We start from the raw sequence: 21,242 nt of genomic DNA, 5'->3' as shown, positions 1-21,242 counted from the left end.
TCTCAAGCCATGAACACGAGCAGAGCAGTGACCTGGGAAGGCTTCTACAACACCAGGGATCTCGGCGGCTTGCCGACCAGGTCGGGCCATGCGACTCGCTACGGCGCCTTCTTCAGGGCGGCCGATCTTCGTTTCGTCACCGACAAAGGCTGGTCGCAGGCACGACAATCCGGTGTCCGGACCATTGTCGATCTGCGCAACGCCGACGAGATCCGGCCGGCGACGGCAAAGTCCCCGACAGCGCTGGCGGGCTCCGCGCAATTCGCCGCCGCAGGTGTGACGACACCGAACGGCTTCGACCGCATCGAAGTACCCCTCGACGACATCGAGGACACCGAATTCTGGCAGCACATCAACAAGGAACGACTCAACGGCAGCCCGCTCTACTACCGCCTCTTCCTCGAACGGAAAGCCAGCCGGTGCGCGGGCGTCATCACCGCGCTCGCCCGGTGCGGACCCGGCGGTGTCCTGTTCCACTGTGGCGCGGGCCGAGACCGCACCGGCCTGATCGCCCTCCTGCTGCTGGCGCTGGCCGACGTGCGACCGGAGGCCATCGCAACGGACTACGACCTGTCCACCGAGGCCGTGAAGCCCCTCTTCGCCGTGATGGGCACCGAAGACCAAGGACCGATCATCCAGTCCGTCCTCACCGACCGCGGCACCACGACCCGAGCCGCCATCCTGAGCACTCTCGAGGGCTTTGACGTCGAGCGATATCTCCTCGCCGGCGGTGTCAGCGACGCCGACCTCGACGATATCCGCGAGAGACTTCTGAAATCACGTTACGACTAATTGTGACAACAGGTGACAGTTGGCATGAAACGCCGATGTGCCGCGCTCCGTTGAACGCTGACCGATGACTGTGACCGTGAGCGCCAGGTGGCCAGGTGAACGTCATCTGGCCACTGGGGCCAGAGGTGTTCGGATCTGGCCTGGATTGGTCGATCACGACAGGCTTCTCGGACGAGCAGACGATCAAGATCCTGCGGCGGTTGCAACGAACGATCGGCCGCGCGGTCTACGACGCACGCCATTGCCTCGATGGTTGAGCGTCCTTGTGGTAGCGACTGGACCGATTATCTCCATAAATGCCAACTATCACCTGTCGTCAGGCTAATCCACAAACTCGAACGATTTTCGAGAATCTATTTCATATTCGCACACTTGTTCGATATGCGGTATTCTTGTGGGGTGTCCGGACAACGCATCCTCGAACCGCCGCAGGAGTTGTGGCGTGCCGGTGCGCGGGAGCTCGCGCATGGCGTGGTGGAGCGGTTGTCGGTGGCACGGCAGGCGTTGGCGGAGGTCGGGCAGTTCCTGGTCGAGATCGAATCCCGCGGCCCGATGGAGTTGTTCGGGCACGGCTCGACCGCGGGCTGGTTCGCTGAGACCGCGCGGATCAGCCCGAAAGAAGCCGGTGACACGGTGGCCCGCGCGTTGGCGGTGAACGAGAGCCGGAATCTGGACGGCACCCCGGCCCCGGCGTTCGCGCCGATCGCCGGTGCCGCCGCGGCGGAAGGCGACCTGGGGCATCAGCAGCTGGATCCGATCCTCGCCGTGCTGAAGAAAATCCCGGCCGAGGTGCCGGCCGATGACCGGACCGGCGCGGAGCAGATCCTGGTCACCCTTGCCCGCCACGCCGGACCCCAAGAGATCACCAACGTCGGCGCCGACCTCTTGGCCCATCTCGACCCCGACGGGAACGAACCCAAAGACGAGGACCTGAAACCCCCGTCGCGCGAGGTGCATCTACGGAAGCGTGACGACGGGTGGTGGCGACTCAACGGCCTCCTCGACCCCGAGTTCGGGGCCCGCGCCAACGCCCTGTTCGAAACCTGGGGACAACGAAGACCCGTCGACGAAGACGGCAACCGCGACCCCCGCACCCCCGGCGAACGCAATGGCGACGCGTTGTTCGACGCGATCCACTACGCGATGACCAACGACAAAGCCCCCACCCTCTCCGGAGACCGGACGACGGTCGTGGTCACGATCCCGCTCGAAACCCTGACCTCCGGGCTTGGCGCGGCCTGCGTCGACGGGGTCGCGCAGATCACGGCCCGGCACGCCCGGATGCTGGCCTGCGACGCCAAAATCATCCCCGCCCTCCTCGGCAGCGAAAGCGAACCCCTCGACATCGGCCGCGCCGCCCGCAGCGTCACCCCCGCCCAACGACGCGCCTTGAACCTGCGCGACCACGGATGCGCGTTTCCCGGCTGCCGGCGAAGACCGAAACACTGCGAAGCCCACCACATACTCCCGTGGGGACAGCTCGGCGACACCGACCTCAACAACCTCTGCCTACTCTGCCGCTACTACCACATGGTCATCCACGGCCAATCCGGCTGGAAAGTCCACATCACCAACGGCCGACCCGAATTCATCCCACCGCAGTACTTGGACCCACTCCAAACACCCCGCCGCAACCACCGCTGAACCCGAGGGAGCCCGCCGACCACATGGCGACGGGCCCCTCGGCATGCCTGGGCACGGCACCCGGTTACGCCCTGAAGAATGCGAACCCCGAACAGGACCGACCACCATTCATCGGATCCCGCGCCGTCGATTCGCCGCGACCAGCGCGACGATACTGAGCGAAGCGGTCGCCAAAAGGTAATAGCCGGGCGAAACCGGCGATCCAGTAGCAGCGATCATCGCGGTCGCGATGGTCGGCGTGAATCCGCCGAAGATCCCGACGGTGGCGTTGTAGGCGAACGAAAGCCCCGTCGCCCTGGTGTGGGCCGGGAAGACGTCGGCCATCACCGAAGGAAGCGCGCCGAAGTAGGTCGCCTTCAACAGTCCCAGGATCGTCATCGTCACCGTGAGAGTCAGGAACGACGGCGAGGTGGTGACCCACAGGTAAAGCGGCACCACGCCGGCCCCGATCACCGCCGCGGCCCCGATCATGATCCTGATGCGGCCGTGCCGGTCGGTGAGCAGTCCGACGATCGGCGTCACGAAGGTCAGGATGGCCGCGGTGATCATCAGGGCGACGAACGACAGCGAGTCGTCGAGGCCGAGGTTCTTGATCGCGAACGTCGGCAGCGACTGCAGGATGAAGTTCAGCGAGGTCGAGACGACCAGCGCTCCCCCGGCGATCAGCAGGCCGCCCCAGTGGAACCGGAACAGTGTCCGAACCGGCGTTGACGTCGGCTGTTTCTCTTGGGCGGCTTCGGGTTCGTCGACGTGACGCCGGATGTAGTAGCCGACCGGGCCGACGAGCAGCCCGAAGACGAACGGGATCCGCCAACCCCACGACGTCATCGCGTCGGCACTGAGCGAGGCGGTCAGCCCGGCGGCGAACCCGGCGGACATCAGCGTCGCGAAACCCTGGCTGGCGAACTGGAAGCTGCCGAGGAAGCCCTTGCGGCGATCGTCCTGTTCGATCAGGAACGACGTGGCCGCCCCGAATTCCCCACCCGCGGCGAATCCCTGGATCAGCCGCGCGACGATGACACCGACCGGCGCGAGGAAACCGATCGTCGCGTAACCCGGCATCACCGCGAGCAAGAACGTCCCGATGACCATCAGCCAGATGGTCAATACCAGCGCCTTCTTACGGCCGAACCGGTCGGCGTAGGCGCCGAGCACCAGACCGCCGAGCGGACGCACGAGGAACGTGATGCCGAAGACGGCGTAGGCCTGGACGAGCTGGACGGCGGCGTTCCCTCCAGGGAAGAAGGTCTTGCCGATGTAAGCCGCCATTAGCGCGTACACGCCGAGGTCGAACCATTCGAGCGCGTTGCCGATAGTCGCCGCGGCGATCGCACGCCGCGTCGACGACGGCGTACGGGGCTTGGCCACCGTCTGGTCGGCCGTCATGCCTCCGCCCCGCGCCGTCCGAGTGCGTGGAACAGGGCAGTGGCGAGGACGAGCCCTTCCCGGGCGATCGGCGCGAGCAGGTGTTCGTCGGGCGCGTGCTGCAGGCACCCGGGATAGGAATGCGGCAGCCACAACGTCGGGAGGCCGAGCAGGTCGGTGAACACATGGTTCGGCAATCCCCCGCCGAAGCTCGGCAGGATCGCCGTCCGCTGCCCGGAAACCTCGTCGAGCACGCTCTTCGCCCAGCCGACCCACGGGTCGTCGACAGGGGTACGGCTGGCGACGAAGCTGCCCTCCGCGGTGACGTCGACCATCGAAAACCCTTTAGCGGCAAGATGTTTCGTGATCGCCTCGCCCACGCCGTCGACGTCGGTCCCCGCGACGTAGCGCAGTTGCAGCATCGCCCGGGCGCGGCCAGGGATGGCGTTGACCGGACGGTCGATGTCGGCCGCGCCGAGCGAAAGGACTTCGAGCGTGTTCCAGCCGTACAGCCGCTCGGCCGCGGTCAGCTTGGTGTCGCCCCAGCCGTCGTCCAGCGCCGGATCGCCCGGCTTGTTCCCGATCTCGAGGTCGGCGAGCGCCGCACGGACACTGTCGGGAAGCTCGGGCGGCAGGAGCTCCGGCACCTGGACGCGGCCGTGCCCGTCGACGAGAGAGGCGATCGCCCCGGCGAGGGTGGTGGCCGGATTACGCAGGACACCGCCCCAGTTCCCCGAATGATAGGCGTCGGGCCGGAGATCGACGTCGAGCGCGATCCGGACGCTGCCCCGCGCGCCGAGGAACAGCGTCGGCGTCGCCGCGTCCAGGCGCGGACCGTCGGACGCGATGAGGACGTCGGCGCTCAGCGCCTCCCGGTTCGCCTCGACGAACTCGTCGAGCCCGGGCGAGCCGATCTCCTCCCCGGTCTCGAACAGGAACTTCAGGTTGAAACCGAGCGAGCCCGTTTCGGCGAGGATGAGCCTGAGCGCGGTCAGATTGACCAGGTGCTGTCCCTTGTTGTCCGCCGAACCGCGGCCGTACCAGCGCTCGCCGTCGGCGGTCAGCGTCCACGGGTCCCGGCCCTCGCTCCACCGGCCCTCGTGCCCGTCGACGACGTCGGCGTGGCCGTAGCACAGGAGGGTCGGCAGCTCTGGGCGCTCGATACGGGTGCCGATCAGGAACGGGCCGCCGGCCGGGTCGGGGTTCGGGTACGTCTCCACGGAGCAGCCGAGCGCGGTCAGCGCGGGGGTGAGCACCTCGTCCAGGTATGCCTTGATGGCAACGCGACCGCTCGGATGGTCGCTCACCGTCGGATATCGGACTAGCTCGGCGAGCTCGGCGAAGAACGCGCCGGAGTCGACGTGCTCGTGGGCTTTCATGACCAGTTCCGCTGGGATCACCGCGTTGTCTCCCGATTCGCTCGTCGAGTGTCGCAGTGGAGCGTAAGTCGGTTTGCGTACCCTGACCATTGCCGTTTACCGTGCTCCGCGTTCTCATTGCAGCAAACCTGCGGAGCCCTTGATGCGACTACTGCCGATCGCGCTGACGTACTTCCTCGAAGTCGCCCGCACCGGTTCGGTGTCCGAGGCGGCGACCGAACTGACCGTGGCCCCCTCGGCCATCAGCCGTCAGATCGCCAAACTCGAAGCCGGCATCGGGGTGCCGTTGTTCGTCCGGCATCCGCGGGGCATGGTGCCGACCGAGGCCGGGACCCGGCTGCTGGACCACGTCCGGCGCAGCGAGGCCGAATCCGCCGTTCTCGTCGACGAACTCCGCACCGGCCGCGGGCTGCACGCCCGGTCGCTGACGGTCGCCTGCTCCGAAGGGTTCGCCCGCCGCGTGGTGCCGCAGGCCATCGCCGCGTTCCGGCGCGACCACGACGTCTCGTTCCACATCGACGTCGTGACCAGGGACGAGGCGACGCGCCGCGTCCTCGAAGGCGCGGCGGACGTCGCCGTCACGTTCGCGACCGGGCCTCAGCACGGCGTGCGCGTCGAGAGCGCCGTCGTGGTCCCGGTGTACGCGATCGTCCCGCTCGATCATCCGCTGACCAGCCGCGACGCCGTCGGGCTCGCCGAACTGTGCAGGCATCCGCTCGCGCTGCCGGCGCCGGGGCAGAGCCTGCGCGACCTGTTCGACATCGCCGCACGGATCGAGAACCTCACGGCGCATCCGGTGCTGGAGTGCAACGAACTGAGCCCGAAGTACGAGTTCGTCCGCTGTGGCGGCGGGATCGCCCTGGTCGGCGGGCTGGGTGACATCGAGCAGGACGCGGCCACCGAAGGGGTCGCCTACGTGCTGCTCGACAACGCCGTGTTCCGCAAACGCGAAGCCCAGGTGCAGACCATGGCGGGACGGACGTTGTCCTTGGCGGCCATGCGGTTCACCGCGCTGCTGACGTCGTTCGTCCGAGCGCCGGTCAGCCGATCAGCACTCCGGGATTGAGGATTCCCGCCGGGTCGAGCACCGATTTGGCAGCGGTGATCGCGGCGGCGAAGGGGCCGGGACGCTGCCGGTCGTACCAGGGCCGGTGATCGCGGCCGACGGCGTGGTGATGGGTGATCGTGCCGCCGTGGCCCGCGATCGCCTCGGAGACGGCGGTCTTGATCTCGTCCCACTGCGCGACCGTGCTCCCCCAGCGCCCGGCGGCGTAGATCCCGTAATAAGGCGCGGGTCCGTCGGGGTACACGTGGCTGAAACGGCAGGTGACGACGCCCGCGCCGCCGCACACCTCGTCGATCGCGGCGCGGGCCGCCGAGGTGATCGCGTCGTGGAACTCCGGGAAGCCGTCCCACGTGCACGCGGTTTCGAAGGTCTCGACGATCAGCGAGCGGCGGGCCAGCGCGTCGCGTTGATAGGGCATCCGCAAGAAGGCCGACCGCCACGCCGACGCGCTGTCCTGACCGGCGGAATCCTTGCCGCGCCTGGCTTTCACGACACCGCCGTGGCCCGCGGTCAGTTCGAGCGCGCGGTCGAGCCAGGTGTCGACCGGGTGATCGGCGGATTCGAACGCGACCAGCAGGAGGCCGCCGCCCACACTCGCGCCCGCGTTGATGAACGCCTCCGCCGGGTCGAGCAGACGGCAGTTCGACGGGTACAGCCCGGACTGCGCGATCGCGCGGGTGGCGGCGACGGCGTCTTCCTGCCGTTCGAAGGCGACGGACGCGGTCACCTGCCAGACCGGCCGGTCCTGCAGCCGCATCCAGGCTTCGGTGATCACGCCGAGCGTCCCCTCGGAGCCGAGGAACATCCGGTCCGGCGAGGGGCCGGCGCCCGAGCCGGGCAGGCGCCGCGATTCGCTGATCCCGGCGGGTGTGACGACGCGCAGCGATTCGGTGAGATCGTCGATATGCGTGGCGAGGGTGGCGAAATGCCCGCCCGCGCGCGTGGCGAGCCAGCCGCCGAGCGTCGAATGGGCGAACGACTGCGGGAAATGCCGCAGGGTCAGCCCCAGCGGGCGAAGCCGGTCTTCCAGCGCGGGCCCGAAGATCCCGGCCTGGATCCGCGCCGCGCGGCTGACCGTGTCCACTTCGAGTACCTCGCCGAGACCGGCCAGATCCATCGAGACCGCGGGGCCGTCGAACCGCGGTTCGACCCCGCCGACCACGGAACTGCCGCCACCGTAAGGAATCAGCGGGATCCCGGAGGCCGTGCACCAGTCCAGGAGGTCGACGACGTCCTGTTCCGTGCGCGGGCGGGCGACCAGATCCGGCACGTGGTCGAGCCGTCCGAGCAGATTGCGGACGACGTCGCGGAACGCCTTGCCGCGCGCGTGGGACAGCCGGTCGACCGCCCCGTCATTGCACAACGCGGCGAGCGTCGCGGGCGGCCGGATCCTCGGCGCCGGGAGGTCGAGAGCCGCGGGGTCCGGTGGCGCGTGGTCGGCGAAGTCGTGGCCGGGCAGCACACCCGAGGTGCGGGCGACCAGCGCGTCGGACTCTTCCCTGGACAGTTCGCCGTCGGTGGTGCCCCAGCCCCACCACGAACGCTCCTCGGCCGGCATCGTCGCCTCCGTTCGATCTGACTCTCTAGTAAGTTACTTATCAGTCAGTTAGCGTGTCAACGCATGGAGCACCGCACCGCCGGGCTGCTGAGGAAAGCCGCCCCCGTTCTGGTCGACCGGATCCTGCCCCGGCTGGATCACCGCATCACCGCCTGCGCGCGGATTACGGCGGCTTCGGCGCGGGTCTCGCGATCACCACGACGCCACAGGTCTCCTACTTCGTGCGGACGCCGATCTACGACCGAAGCTGCCGGTCGACTTCTTCACCCACCACGTGATCAACCTCGACGAGCGCACCCAGCTGTTGCTCACCGACGTCCGCGCGGCGGGCGCGTACTCGTTCGAGGGCGCGTTCAGGAGCCGGGCGGTTTCGGGGACCGGGTATTTCGAGTGGGTAGACTGCGAAGACCGCTAACGTGCGTCTTCGTGACGGCCGCCCCCAAAACACTCCCCCTGATCTACGTCGACGTCGATGGCCCGCTCATCCCGTTCGGTCTCGACCCGTCCCACTACCGGTCGTTCGCACCGTCGCCGCGGCATGACGAGAACCCGCTCCTCGGCCGGCTCGACCCTTCGCACGGGTCGAGGCTGCGAGCCCTTCCCGGCGAACTCGTCTGGGCCACGACCTGGCTGCACGATGCCAACGACTCCCTCTCTCCCAGGCTCGGCCTGCCCAGCCTGCCGGTCGTGGACTGGCCGGAGCCCTCCGACAGCGACGAGTTCGACACCCGTATCGGCCTGCACTGGAAGACGCGCCCTCTCCTGGAGCACGCCCAGGGTCGCCCGTTCGCCTGGATCGACGACGAGATTTCCGACGTCGACCGCGACTGGGTGTCCGGCCTGCACACCGCGCCGGCGCTGCTGTACCGCGTCGATCCCCAGCGGGGCCTGACCGGCGACGACTACCGCGAACTCCACGCATGGCTGCGGGAATCCCGCCGCTCCTGACACACCGGACAGCTCTTCCGCCCACGACCGATTCGACGCCTTCGACGCTTTACAACGTTGTATCAACGATGTAAAAACATCCTGACGGCCAGCCGTGGCCCGGCTCACACCGGTTCCCACCGGCCACGGGGTCGTGGTTTCACGCCTGCACAGGTCCAGCGGGAGGCGTACCTCCGCCGAGGCGGCCGCCCCCGGAGAAGGGTGTCGAGCAGATGTTGCCAACGTTGTCACCACAACGCCCCCGGAGACGCTTCCGGAAATCCCTGACCGCCGCGGTGGTCGCCCTCACCGCCCTGGCGTCGACGCCGGGGGCCGCGACGGCCGCGGAGAGCGGCTGGAAGATGGGCAAGCCACGCCTGACCACCCCGTGGACGAACCAGGTTTCGCCCACCAACGCGTTGCCCGAGTACCCGCGGCCGCAACTGGTGCGCGAGAACTGGCAGAACCTCAACGGGGTCTGGGAGTTCGCCGGCGCCGCACCCGGTGAGGTCCCGCCCTTCGGCGAGAAGCTCGCCGAGAAGATCCTGGTCCCCTACCCCACCGAATCGGCGCTGTCCGGGATCCAGCGGCACGAGGACTTCATGTGGTACCGGCGCACGTTCACCGTGCCCCGGAACTGGAACGTCGGCAAGGACAACACCCTCCGGATCAACTTCGGCGCGGTCGACTACAAGGCGAAGGTCTACGTCAACGGCAAGGAGGTCGCCGCGCACCAGGGTGGCTACGGCGCGTTCTCCGCGGACGTCACCTCGGCGCTGAAACCCCAGGGAGAGCAGGAGATCATCGTCGGCGTCGAGGATCGCACCGACGCCACCTGGCAGCCCGTCGGCAAACAGCGCCGGGTCCCCGACCGCGGGATCTTCTACGAAGGCGCGTCGGGGATCTGGCAGACGGTGTGGATGGAACCGGTCGCGGCCAAGCACGTCGGCACGCTCGGCATGGTCCCCGATCTCAAATCCTCCACGCTCAAGCTCACCGTCGACACCGGCGGCAACTCCGGGCTGACCGTCGAGGCCGTGGTCCGCGACGGCCGGAAGGTGGTCAGCCGCAGCAAGGCGGCCGCGGCCGGCACGATCTCGCTGCCGGTGCCCCAGGCGAAACTCTGGTCGCCGGACTCGCCGTTCCTCTACGACCTCGACGTCGAACTGAAGGACGGCCGCCGCACCGTGGACAAGGTGTCGTCCTACTTCGGCATGCGTGAATTCGGCACCGCGAAGGGCGCCGACGGCAAACTCCGGTTCACCCTCAACGGCAAGATCCTCTTCCTCCAGTCCACTTTGGACCAGGGTTACTGGCCGGACGGCATCTACACCGCGCCGACCGACCAGGCGCTGCGCTTCGATCTCGAGCAGCACAAGGTCCTCGGCTTCAACACGGTCCGCAAGCACATCAAGACCGAACCCGATCGCTGGTACCACCACGCCGACAAACTCGGCCTGCTCGTCTGGCAGGACATGCCGTCGATGCGCACGGGCGGCCGCCCGCCGGTCGACGCCCAGCGGCAGTTCAAGGCCGAACTGAAGGAATTGGTCGACCAGAAGAAGAACTGGACCTCGATCGTCGGCTATGTGCCGTTCAACGAGGGTTGGGCGGAGTGGTCGCGCGAGGAGACCGGGCAGGTCGCCGAGAGCGTCAAGGCCCAGGACCCGACCCGGCTGGTCAACGCGCACAGCGGGGTCAATTGCTGCGATTCGCTCGGTGACTCGGGCAAGGGCGACGTCCTCGACTGGCACTCCTACCCCGGCCCCGCGAAGCCGATGCCCGACGCCAAGCGGATCTCGATCGACGGTGAGCACGGCGGCTACGGCCTCGAAGTCCAGGACCACATGTGGTTCGGCGAAGGCCACGCGTACGAGATGGTGAAGGACCAGGCGACCCTGAACAGCCGCTACGTCCAGAATCAGCGTGACGTGCTCGCGTCCGCGCAGAGTTGCGGTATCAGCGGCTCGATCTACACGCAGATCACCGACGTCGAGCACGAGGTCAACGGCTTCTTCACCTACGACAGGCAGGTGAAGAAGATGGACTTCGCGCAGGTGCGCGCGGTCAACCAGGCGATCATCCGCAACGCCGACGGCAGCGGCTCGGGCGCGCCCGACCCCGGCCCCGGCACTCCGGGGATCGACGGCGTGCACGCCTACAAGTTCGACGAGGGCACCGGTTCCAGTGCCAAGGACTCGGTCGGCAGTGCACACGCCACGCTGACCAACGCGCAGTGGGCGGGCGGTGTCGAAGGTGGCGCGCTGGCCTTCGCGGGCAACGGGCAGGCCGACACCGGGGCGAACCTCGTCAACACGGCGGGCAGCTACTCGGTTTCGGCGTGGGCGAAGCTGGATGAGGCGAGCGGCGCGTTCCAGACCGTCGTCAGCCAGGACACCGGTCGCGACAGCGCGTTCTTCCTGCAGTACTCCGGGCAGGACCAGCGGTGGGCGATGAGCTTCGTCGGCCTCCGCGCCCTGTCGCCGGAGAAGCCGGAAGTCGGCCGCTGGTACCACCTGACCGGGGTTCGCGACGCCAAGGCGGGCACGTTGTCGCTGTACGTCGACGGCACGAAGGTCGCCTCGCAGAACGCCTGCTCGGCCGCCCCGAGCACCGGGCACACGGTGATCGGCCGCGGCCAGTACGGCGGTCAGCAGGTGGACTTCCTGCGTGGCGCGGTGGACGACGTCCGGCTCTACGACCGGCCGCTGTCCGACGCCGAGGTCGCCACGCTCGCGAAGCGCGACTGAGCCCGAGCACGCGGCGCCGGGGTCACTCCCGGCGCCGCGTGCCCGTCACCCATTCCCGCACGATGTCGCCGAGCACGGGCAGCGGCACCTGCCCGTTCCTGAGGACGACGTCGTGGAAGTCGCGGATGTCGAACGCCTCCCCCAACTGTTCCTCGGCGAAGGCACGCAACCGCTGGATCTCCAGCCTGCCCGTCATGTACGACAGCGCCTGACCGGGCCATTCGATGTAGCGGTCGGTCTCCGATCGCACTTCGACGTCACTGAGCACGCAATGGTCCGCGAGGTAGTCCACGCATCGCTGCCTGCTCCAGCCCAGCGCGTGCAGTCCGGTGTCGACGACGAGCCGCGCGGCGCGCAAGGAATCCTCGGCGACCATGCCGAGCCGCATCACGTCGTCGGAGTACAGCGCCATCTCGTCGGCGAGCCGTTCGGTGTAGAGCGCCCAGCCCTCGTCGAACGCCGAAAGCGGGACGAGCCTGCGCAGCCGCGGCACGTCCTCCAGCTCGTAGGACACTCCTGCCTGGAAATGGTGCCCTGGAACGGCTTCGTGGAAGGCGACCGACTCGGCGATGAACCGGAACCGCTCGGTCACCCGGTAGGTGTTGGTGGAGTAGACGCCGGGTCGGCTGCCGTCCGCCGACGGCGGCATGTAGTACGCCTGCGCGGCGGAGGGCCCGTCGGCTTCCGGCACGGCACGCACGACGCATTCGGCCGACGGTATCCGCCGGAACCAGCCGGGCGCGGCGGCCGCGGCCCGCGCGACCGCTTCCGTCGCGGTCGTGATCATCTCGTCCGCGTCCCGCCAGCGCAGCGACGGATCGGTGCGCATCCGCCGCCGGACCGCGACGGGGTCGTCCTCACCGAACACGGCCGCGCCGAGCCGCCGGTACTCCTCGTCCAGCGCCCGGCCGAGTGCGAGACCGGTCTCGTGCAGTTCCTCCGGCGAGATCCCGGTGGTGGTGTGCGTCTTGACCAGGCCGGCGTAACTCTCCTTTCCGCCGTCCAGCCAGCAGAGACCCGGCCGGTCGTCGGGGCGGCCGTGTCCGGCGATCTCCCGGGCGAGCATCTCGCGGTAGGCGACGAGCGCCGGCCGCACCCGCTCGGCGAACAGCCGCTCCCGGCGCGCGACGCGGTCGCCGGTCAGCGGCGGGACGAGCAACGGGTGGCGTTCGACCCCTTCGGCCACCATCGGATCGGCGAGGACGAATTCCGTCAACCGCGAATCCAGCCTGGTCAGGAGCGATTCCGCGTGATGGGCGATGACCCCGAGGGTGATCCGGTCCGGATCGGCGGACCGGGCGGCGAGCCCGGCGATCCGGACGGCCCGCTCCCGCAGCCGGTCGTCCCCCGCCTTCGAAACGTCCCGCAATTCGTGGTCGTGGCCGGGGACGTTGTCGAACGTCGCCATCAAAGGAAGTTCGGTCGCGAGGACGTCGAGGAGTTCGTCGGCCAATTCCGCCGCGGTGGGCTCATCGCTCATGACCGATGACTACCAGACCGGGCCCTTCGTTCGCTCGCAGATATTAGCGATCGCAAAGCAGATCAGCTTCGAATGCGTCACGACCACTCATCGTTTACGCATTCCGGTAACCCCTGTTCCGGAATCGCCGACCTCTTCGCAGGGAGGCAGCGATGACCATCATGAATTCTTCCGCACGTCCGCACGATCTCCGCCTCGCGCTCTGCATGCGTGGTGGTGTCAGCCTCGCCGTATGGATGGGCGGCGCGTGCCGCGAAATCACCGCGCTCCGGTCCGCCGACGGTTCCCAGGATTCGCCGGAAGCGGTGACGGCACGGGATATCACGCAGCGCGCCATTTACCGGAAGATCCTCACCGTCGCCGGATACGAGCACGTCGATGTCGATGTCATCGCCGGGACCAGCGCGGGCGGGCTCAACGGCGCGCTGCTCGCCAGTCATCTCGTCTACGGAATGCGTTTCGACGACGGAATCCGGGACATCTGGCTCAAATTGGGCGATCTCGAGTTGCTCACCCGGCACCCCGGGCACGGAATCCCGCCTTCTCTGCTCGACGGCGACGGCGGCTTCTACGCGAAGCTCGCGGAACAGGTGAAACAATTGCTCGACACCTCGTCGTGCAATCCCTTGCGCACCGATGCCTCCCCTCGTCTCGTCCGGCTCATCCTCACCGCCACGAGGCTGTTCCCGCGCAATGAATACCTGCGCCCTTCCGTCGGACAGGCCCTGCTCGCGAGCTGGTCTCAGGCTCACCTCGCCTTTCGCCATTACCGGACCGAATGCGGGGTCGCCCACCCGATCTTCAGCGATTTCCCCGCCGGTTCGACGGCACATCTCGACCGGCTCGCCTACGCCGCGCGGACCACATCGTCGTTCCCCGGGGCATTCGAACCGGCGAGGCTGACGGTGACCGGTCCCGAGATCGTCGACGACAAGCCGTGGCTCGACGCCGTCGGCACGTGCAGCGAGACCGGTGTCCCGGACGTGGGCGGCACCCAGGCGCAGTTGATGGACGGCGGTGTCCTCGACAACATCCCGCTCTCCTGGGCGATCCGCGCGGTCGCCGGCGCGCCCGCGCAGGCACCCGTCGACCGCTGGTTGCTCTATCTGCAGCCGGTGCCGCCGACGCCGGCCAAACTCCCCGCCAACAGCAAGGAACAGGGCTCGCTCGCCCGGCTGGCGCGGGTGGTCAAAGCCTTGGTCCGCACCAAGATGAACAGCGAGTCCCTGTTGGACGACGCGGCCGAACTCAGCGACGCCTGGACGTCCGCGCAACGGCTGCACGGCACCGCCGGCGGCCTTCCCGGGGACCCCAGCCTGCGAAACCTCCCCGGCGCGAAGGCACGCAGGAAGCTGATGCCGCGCTATGCCGAGGCCGTTGCCTCCGTGGAGGCCGACCGGCTGGCGAGACTGGTCGACGACCCGATCTCGTTGACCGGTCCCGATCCGCTGCCGATCCCCGACAGCCGCACGTTCACCTCCGGCCAGGCCGCCGCTCCGATCCTCGAACTCCTGCGGGGCCCCGCCGTTCCCGACCTCGTCTGTGTGCCCGGAGCGAAGAAGCTCACCGTCTCATGGTTCCGTTCCCTGCTGGCGCCCGCCCGCGCCGTCGCACTGGTCCTGGACTGGGTCCAGGCCATCGAAGCCGGGCAAACCCTGAACAAGAAGCAGAAGGCGGCGCTCAGTTCGATCCGCGACAAGCTCTACGAGACCCGCTTCGCCTGCGAAGTCCTCCTTGCCTGCCGCGATCGGTTGCTCCTCCGCGGTGGCTCACCGGATTTCGAAGTCCTTCCCTGGGTCATGGCGGCCTGCCGTCGTCTCGCCTGCTTCATCGAGACCGCGGGCGGACTCCGGTCCGGAGAGAACTGGTGCTGCGCCATCGCCGACGTCGCCGAACACGCCGTCCACGCGGATCTGCTCCCCGTCGCGCCGGACTTCCCGGAACCGTTCCTCACCCCGATCTGGCGCCGGGTCGGGAAACTGGCCAGGGAACTCGTCTCCGCACTGGGTAAACGCGCGAAGGCGCCGGGGTTCACCGCGCTCTACGAGGCGGCACGTATCGACCTGAAGTCGACGCTCGACGTCTTCGCCGTGGCCGAACTCCTGATCGGCCCCCTCCGCCCCGATCCGCTCTCCGAGCCGAGCCGGATCCGCGTGCACGCCATGTCCGCGGTCGCGAAGAGCCCCCTGGAACCGATCCTGCTGGCCGAGCCACCGGCCGACGACATCCAGCGGGTCGAGCGCAAACTCAGCGGGAACCAGTTGATGAACTTCGCCAGTTTCCTGTCCTCGCGCTGGCGGCTCAACGACTGGACCTGGGGCCGCCTCGACGCGGCCTGTTCGCTGGTCGACGTCGTCGCCAGGAGCGAGCGTCTCCAGGCGAGGAAGGACACCGAGCTCGTCGAGTGGCTCCGGGATCTCTATGCCGAGCATTACGTCCACGTCTTCGGCAAGACTTCGGACGACCTCGACGCACGTCCCGAACTGGCGGGGCTCATCGGACCTTGGGAAGCACTCGGCGTGACCCCGGCGAACGTCCGGCACAGGCTCCCGATCCTGCTCACCACCTGGCTGCACTGGAACATCCTGCAACAGGAGATCCCGCTGCTCACCGGCCTCGCCGAATTGCGGCACAACGGCGACATCCCGCCCACCGGCACGCAGCTCAAGGAAGCGACCGGGACCTCCGTCGCCCGGCTCTCGGACAAGGCCCAGGTTCTCGGCAAGGTGGGCGCCGAAACGGTGCGCGTGCTCTTCAAACGCCCCCATCTCCGAAGAGCGGGCCTGCGCCTCGGCCTGGTCACCTGGCGGGCGATCCAGCCCGCGGGAACGAGCAAGGGCGCCAAACTGGGACGGACGCTGTTCGCGGTGACCAAGCCCATGGTCGTGCCGCCTCTGCTGATCGGCTTCCTCGCTCCCTTGTGGAGTGTCGTCGCCGCGTTGCTCGCGTGGGGCGCGGTGTCGGTCGGCACGAACGAGTGGTTCAGCCCGCCGGGTCACCTTTTCCTGGCGATCGGGATCGGCTTCGCGGGCGGGTACTTCTGCTGGCACTACCTGCCGGACAAGGGCGGAGCGACCCCGTTCCGGCGGGTGGTCGCGTTCGCGGTGGGCGCGTTGCTCTACCTGCTCGGCCTGGGCCTGCTCCTGCGAAGAACCGCACTGCCGTGGGAATTCGATCCCTGGGAGCGTGCCGCCTACGTCGGCGGGTTGAGCGCGCTGAGCGTTCTCGTCTCGTTGTGGGGCGTCACCGCCGTCGGCATCCGGAGCGGGCGCGGGCGCCGTCTCACCTTCGTCGGGCTCACCGTGCTCTTCCCCGCGCTCGTCGCCGCGTCGCTGACCGCGCTGGCCTCCGTGCTGCTCTGGCCGGGAGAACCACTCACCGGCTGGGCGGCCACCGGCATCCTCTACTTCACCATCGCGTGGGAGACGGTCATGCTGACCAGGTACTTCCCCGACCCGCCGCTCGCGCCGTCGAATTCGGCTGAGGCGTACACCACAACCACGACATAGTAGGACTTCCTACTTTTAGGGTGGCTTGGTGAATGACGTCCAGTTCCTCGTCGAGAGCGGAATCGGCCGGATCACGCTGAACCGGCCGCGTGCGCTGAACTCGCTGAACCACGGCATGGTCCTCGCCATGCTCGACCACCTCGAAACGTGGCGTGCCGACCCGGGTGTCCGTGCCGTGCTGATCGACGGCGCGGGCGATCGCGGGCTCTGCGCCGGCGGCGACATCCGCGCCATCTACGAGGACGCGCGCGCCGGCGGCACCGCGTCGTTGCCGTTCTGGGCCGACGAATACCGCCTCAACCTCCTGATCTCGCGCTACCCCAAGCCGTATCTCGCCCTCATGGACGGCTTGGTGATGGGCGGCGGTGTCGGCGTCTCCGCGCACGGCAGCCACCGGATCGTCACCGAGCGCTCGCGCGTCGGCATGCCCGAGACCGGTATCGGTTTCGTCCCGGACGTCGGCGGCACGTATCTGCTGTCCCGGACTCCCGGCGAACTCGGGACGCATATCGCGCTCACCGCCGGGGCGATCTCCGGGTCCGACGCGATCCACTGTGGACTCGCCGACCACTTCGTGTCCAGCGAACGGATCCCGGCCCTGCTCGACGCGCTCACGTCGCGTCCCACGGACGACGCGCTGGCGCTGATCGCCGAACCGGCGCCGCCGAGTGCGCTGGCCGCGGACGCCGCCTGGATCGACCACTGCTACGCGGCGGACACCGTCGAAGAGATCCTGGCCCGGCTCCACGCCGCGGGTGACGCGGCGGCCACCGCCGCCAAGGAGATCGAGGCGAAGTCGCCGACCGCGCTGAAGGTGACCCTGCGGGCACTCCGGTCGGCGGCGGCGATGCCCGATCTGGAAACCGTGCTGGCGCAGGAATACCGGATCTCCGCCCACGCCCTCTCGTCCGCCGAGTTCGCCGAAGGCATCCGGGCTCAGATCATCGACAAGGACCGCGCGCCGAAGTGGTCACCCGCCACTCTGTCCGAAGTGGACGACAGGATCGTCGACGCCTACTTCTCCTGACCGGTGATCGCCCGGTAGAGCGGCCGCAGGAGGGCGGTGACCGAGGTTCCGTCCACCGTGGCCTTGAGCGGCGGGACCTCGTCGAGCAGTCCCAGCGGATCCCCGGCGGGCGGGCGTCGCCGGTTCGTGACGTCCCCGGCCGGGCCCCAGCCGAAGAAGTCGTCCATCACCTCGTCGAGCCCGGGTGTCCCATCTTCCGCGGCCGGGCCCGTCACGCGCGCGCCCGCTTGCCGTCCGATCTCTTCGAGCAGCGTCGCGCGGTCCCGCCCGCGGAGCGTGAAGATCGAGAACGGGTCCGCGTCAGCTTCGAGGGCGATCAGGCCCGCGACGACGTGATCGCACGGGACGCGGGTGCCGGGACACGTGCAGTCCAGCGACAGTTCCCACGCCGCCTCGGGGAACAGCGGCACCTGCTCGGCGGCGAAGAAGCGATCGATGCCGTCCGGTACCCGTCCGTCGAGCAGGGCGGTCCTCGTGGGCTCGTCCGCGACGACGGCGGCGACGACCGCCGTCCACACCTGTTTGCCGAACGCCGGCAGGCCGATACGGACCTCGTAGAACCGTTGCCTGGTCACCCGCACCCTGGCGACGGCGGCCCCCGGCCCGAGCGTGAGGGTGTCGACCGTGCAGGGCGGCACGAGTCCTTTGTGGACGCCCAGCTCGTCGAGCGCCCGGTGGAATCCGTCAGTCATCGGCCGCCTCCCGGCCGAGCGTGAAGACCTCGCGCAGCGAATCGGTGGACAGCTCGGTGAGCCAGTCCTCCCCGTCGGTGACGACGAGATCGGCCAGCGCCTCCTTCTTGGTGATGACGTCGTCGATCCGTTCCTCGATGGTTCCGGGGCAGACGAATTTCCGCACCTGGACACTGCGCCGCTGGCCGATGCGGAAGGCGCGGTCGGTGGCCTGCTCCTCGACCGCCGGATTCCACCACCGGTCGAGATGCAGGACGTGGGTTGCGGCGGTGAGGGTCAGTCCCGCTCCCCCTGTCTTCAACGACGCGAGCAGGATCGACGGACCGTCGCCCGATTGGAAGTGCTCGACGATCGAATCGCGGCGCCGCTGGGACAACCCGCCGTGCAGGAAGGCGATCTTCACGTTCAGCCGGTGCGACAGATGCGGCACGAGCAGGTGGCCGAACTCGGCGAACTGGGTGAAGCACAGCGCGCGGTCGCCCGAATCCAGGATCTCCGCCAGGAGTTCTTCGAGCCGGTTCACCTTGCCGGAGCGGTGCCCGATCGGCGAACCGTCGTGCAGCAGATGCGCGGGATGGTTGCAGATCTGCTTGAGCTTGGTGATCGCGGCGAGGATGTTGCCGCGCCGTTTGACCCCGGCGCTGTCGGCGATCTTCGTCATCATCTCGTCGACGGTCGCGCGGTACAGCGTCACCTGTTCGCGGGTGAGGCGGTATTCCTGCAGGATCTCGATCTTCTCGGGCAGGTCCGCGAGTACGGTGGGGTCGGTTTTGAGGCGCCGCAACAGGAACGGCCGGGTCAGGCGGCGCAGCTCGGTGGCGGCGGCGAGGTCGCCCCGGCGTTCGATCGGCACCTCGAACCGCTCCCGGAACTCTTGCCTGCCACCGAGGACGCCCGGGTTGAGCAGATCCGAAAGCGACCACAGGTCGGCGAGCCGGTTCTCCACCGGCGTCCCGGTCAGGGCGACCCGGTGCCCGGCGGGGATCCGGCGCAAGGCCTGCGCGGGTCCGGTGTTCTGGTTCTTGACCGCCTGCGCCTCGTCGAGCACGAGCCGGTGCCAGCGGATGGCCGCGAGTTCGTCGGCGTCGCGGGCGGCGGTCGAGTAGGTGGTGACGACGAGATCCACGCCCTCGGTCCGCACGCGGCCGCGGTCGGCGCCGTGATGGAGGTGGACACGCAACTCCGGGGCGAATTTGGCGGCTTCCCGTTGCCACGTCCCGAGCAGCGACATCGGACAGACCAGCAGTGTCGGCCGCTTGCCGTCCTGCGCTCTCTCGATCGCTTCGAGGGCGAGCAGCTGGACGGTCTTGCCCAGCCCCATGTCGTCGGCGAGGCAGGCCCCGAGCCCGATCGACGTCATGAACGAAAGCCAGGCGACACCGCGGCTCTGATAGGGCCGCAGCGTCGCCACGAAGGTCGGCGGCGGCTCGACCGGTTCGATGGTGCGCTGGACCCGGCCGGCCAGGAAATCGTCGATCCAGCCGTCAGTGGTGACTTCGGTGACCGGGAGCGGCGCTTCGAAACCGCCGTGGAGCAGGGCGAGGAGGTCCGCCGGGGTGGGCAGCGGCGGCTTCTCGCGATCCGGATCGCGACGGAGATACTCGAGGCCCGCGCGCAGCAATTCGGGGTCCACGCTCACCCACCGGCCGCGCAGCCGCACCAACGACGACTTCGCGGCGGCGAGCCCGGCGAGTTCCTCGTCGGTCAGCGCGTCCTCCCCGACGGCGAGCGCCCAGCGGTAGGAGGCGAGCTGGTGCCGCCCGAGCCGGTGCACGGCGGCCTGGTCGACGGGCGCGCCGCGGACGGACAGCTTGAGCGCGAGCTTGCGCCTGCCGCCCCAGCTCGCCGGGAGCTGGACGTTGAAGCCGGCCGCGACCAGCTGTTCCGCACCGCCGTCGAGGAACTCCACGGTTTCGGCGACGGTGAGGTCGTAGACGCCCGGCTTCTCGGCCTCGACCGCGGGCCCGAGCAGCGGCAGTACCGCGGCGGCGCGCTCCAGCTCGGCGGTGAAGAGACCTTCGGGGTCGGTGAACTTCGCGCCCGCCTTGCCGGACCAGACGTCCTCGGCCGGGAGCAGGAGACTGGGGTCGGCCGCGGAACGCAGGAGGAAACGCAGCTGCCACTTGGTCCCGTCGCCGGTCTGGTCGTCCGGATCGTCGGCCGGGCCGTGCAGCGTCGGAACCTCGTCGAGCCGGACGCAGACGGTGCCCTCGGTGAGGTCCGTGTCGCCGATCGCGTCCCAGGCGGCGATGCCCTCGGCGACGATCCCCATCCGCCCGGGCGACTGCCCGACCCGGTCGTCGGCACTTTTGAGCGCGTGGAGCCACGACCCGAACGGGCCTTCGCGCCCATCGCTTTCCGTCGCATGTCCGGCGGCCGCGAGCCGGTCGCGGACCGCCGCGTCGACCAGGGTGTGCAGCGCGTCGGTGACGAGCGCCGCCGGATCCGGACCGGGATGTTCGGCCCGGCCCACCGGAGGAGTGGCCGCGATCAGCGCGCGGACCGCGACCGCGTCACCGCCCCGGGCCACCGGCCGCCAGCGCGCCCGCGCCACGATCTCGTTCCGCACGAGCGTCGGCAGCACCCGGCCGCGGCGGACCAGGTCGTCCGCCAGCCGGACGACAGCGCGGAGATGGCGGACCGACGTGCCGTAGCTGACCGTCTCGGCCAGATCCTCCAGCTCCGAGGGGTCGATCAGGAGCGCCGGCACCGACCAGGGTTCCAGCGTCGGTTCCGGCTGCGGACGGCCGCGGGCACCCAGTTCGGGCGAGGCGATCGGGCCGCCGCGACGCGACGGCAGCAGCAGCACGGCCGTCGCGGGCTTGCCGGGATGCAGGGCGGTCAGATCCGCGACCGAGGCGGCGAACGGATGCGGCCGGGCCGCGCTCGACGGCCGCATCGACGTCGTCGCCGGGCGGTCGCCGTGTTCACCCCACAGCACGATCCCGCGGCCACGGGACCACAGGCCGTGCACGACGAGTGGCGACATGTTCCCCCTCTCCGCGCCTCTGGTCCCTCCAGCATGCCCGGCACCGATCAGCGGCCGGTCAGCG

Annotated in this window: 15 protein-coding genes; 9 read left to right on the top strand and 6 right to left on the bottom strand. The window is 69.0% G+C overall.

Annotated elements, in window-relative coordinates; genetic code table 11:
* The first annotated feature begins 9 nt into the window (after positions 1–9).
* The 3 genes from ED92_RS11530 to ED92_RS11525 all read left to right on the top strand — a co-directional run bounded on the left by ED92_RS11530 (position 10) and on the right by ED92_RS11525 (position 2,436).
* Positions 10–792 (top strand): tyrosine-protein phosphatase, encoded by a 783-nt coding sequence (locus ED92_RS11530; RefSeq protein ID WP_037336780.1) that lies wholly within the window; start codon positions 10–12, stop codon positions 790–792.
* Between the two features lie 95 nt (positions 793–887).
* A complete protein-coding gene (locus ED92_RS42890) occupies positions 888–1,049 on the top strand; it encodes a hypothetical protein (RefSeq protein WP_162483735.1) in 162 nt (53 codons plus the stop codon).
* Positions 1,050–1,191: 142 nt separating this feature from the next.
* Positions 1,192–2,436, top strand: coding sequence for an HNH endonuclease signature motif containing protein (locus tag ED92_RS11525; protein ID WP_037336778.1), 1,245 nt, complete (start codon positions 1,192–1,194; stop codon positions 2,434–2,436).
* Between the two features lie 108 nt (positions 2,437–2,544).
* Here the strand turns inward: ED92_RS11525 and ED92_RS11520 are convergent, their stop codons facing one another.
* Positions 2,545–3,822, bottom strand: a complete 1,278-nt coding sequence (locus ED92_RS11520; RefSeq protein WP_037336776.1) for an MFS transporter — start codon at positions 3,820–3,822, stop codon at positions 2,545–2,547.
* Positions 3,819–5,180, bottom strand: coding sequence for a M20 family metallopeptidase (locus tag ED92_RS11515; protein WP_037339804.1), 1,362 nt, complete (start codon positions 5,178–5,180; stop codon positions 3,819–3,821). The genes ED92_RS11520 and ED92_RS11515 overlap by 4 nt, the downstream gene beginning before the upstream one ends.
* A gap of 142 nt (positions 5,181–5,322) precedes the next feature.
* On the opposite strand from ED92_RS11515, the gene ED92_RS11510 reads away from it, so the two are divergent.
* Complete coding sequence (locus ED92_RS11510; protein ID WP_037336775.1) at positions 5,323–6,246, top strand: LysR family transcriptional regulator; 924 nt, start codon at positions 5,323–5,325, stop codon at positions 6,244–6,246.
* On the opposite strand, the gene ED92_RS11505 is transcribed toward ED92_RS11510, so the two are convergent.
* Complete coding sequence (locus ED92_RS11505; RefSeq protein ID WP_037336773.1) at positions 6,221–7,804, bottom strand: FAD-binding oxidoreductase; 1,584 nt, start codon at positions 7,802–7,804, stop codon at positions 6,221–6,223. The two genes, ED92_RS11510 and ED92_RS11505, sit on opposite strands and share 26 nt — an antisense overlap.
* Positions 7,805–8,078: 274 nt before the next feature.
* On the opposite strand from ED92_RS11505, the gene ED92_RS42885 reads away from it, so the two are divergent.
* The 3 genes from ED92_RS42885 to ED92_RS11495 all read left to right on the top strand — a co-directional run bounded on the left by ED92_RS42885 (position 8,079) and on the right by ED92_RS11495 (position 11,481).
* Positions 8,079–8,219: a hypothetical protein gene (locus ED92_RS42885; RefSeq protein WP_162483734.1), complete on the top strand. Its 141-nt coding sequence runs from the start codon at positions 8,079–8,081 to the stop codon at positions 8,217–8,219.
* Positions 8,220–8,230: 11 nt separating this feature from the next.
* A complete protein-coding gene (locus ED92_RS11500) occupies positions 8,231–8,752 on the top strand; it encodes an HAD domain-containing protein (RefSeq protein WP_037336771.1) in 522 nt (173 codons plus the stop codon).
* Between the two features lie 275 nt (positions 8,753–9,027).
* Positions 9,028–11,481: a LamG-like jellyroll fold domain-containing protein gene (locus ED92_RS11495; RefSeq protein WP_037336769.1), complete on the top strand. Its 2,454-nt coding sequence runs from the start codon at positions 9,028–9,030 to the stop codon at positions 11,479–11,481.
* Positions 11,482–11,503: 22 nt separating this feature from the next.
* Here ED92_RS11495 and ED92_RS11490 read toward each other — a convergent pair whose 3' ends face one another.
* Positions 11,504–12,961: a DUF885 family protein gene (locus ED92_RS11490; RefSeq protein ID WP_037336767.1), complete on the bottom strand. Its 1,458-nt coding sequence runs from the start codon at positions 12,959–12,961 to the stop codon at positions 11,504–11,506.
* Positions 12,962–13,113: 152 nt separating this feature from the next.
* Between ED92_RS11490 and ED92_RS11485 the strand changes: the two genes are divergently transcribed.
* Together ED92_RS11485 and ED92_RS11480 are read left to right on the top strand one after the other, a co-directional pair.
* Positions 13,114–16,470, top strand: a complete 3,357-nt coding sequence (locus ED92_RS11485) for a DUF3376 domain-containing protein (protein ID WP_037336765.1) — start codon at positions 13,114–13,116, stop codon at positions 16,468–16,470.
* A gap of 28 nt (positions 16,471–16,498) precedes the next feature.
* Positions 16,499–17,497: an enoyl-CoA hydratase/isomerase family protein gene (locus tag ED92_RS11480; protein ID WP_037336763.1), complete on the top strand. Its 999-nt coding sequence runs from the start codon at positions 16,499–16,501 to the stop codon at positions 17,495–17,497.
* On the opposite strand, the gene ED92_RS11475 is transcribed toward ED92_RS11480, so the two are convergent.
* The gene (locus ED92_RS11475) at positions 17,485–18,189 is read right to left on the bottom strand and encodes a hypothetical protein (protein ID WP_037336762.1); all 705 of its coding nucleotides are present in this window, start codon (positions 18,187–18,189) and stop codon (positions 17,485–17,487) included. The genes ED92_RS11480 and ED92_RS11475 overlap by 13 nt on opposite strands.
* Entirely contained in the window at positions 18,182–21,178 is a 2,997-nt protein-coding gene (locus ED92_RS11470) for a DEAD/DEAH box helicase (protein WP_037336760.1), read from the bottom strand. Before ED92_RS11470 ends, ED92_RS11475 begins: the two co-directional genes overlap by 8 nt.
* Positions 21,179–21,242: the final 64 nt, after the last annotated feature.

This window comes from Amycolatopsis sp. MJM2582 (assembly GCF_000754115.1).
GTDB lineage: Bacteria > Actinomycetota > Actinomycetes > Mycobacteriales > Pseudonocardiaceae > Amycolatopsis > Amycolatopsis japonica.
This window is presented reverse-complemented; position numbering and strand designations above follow the sequence as displayed.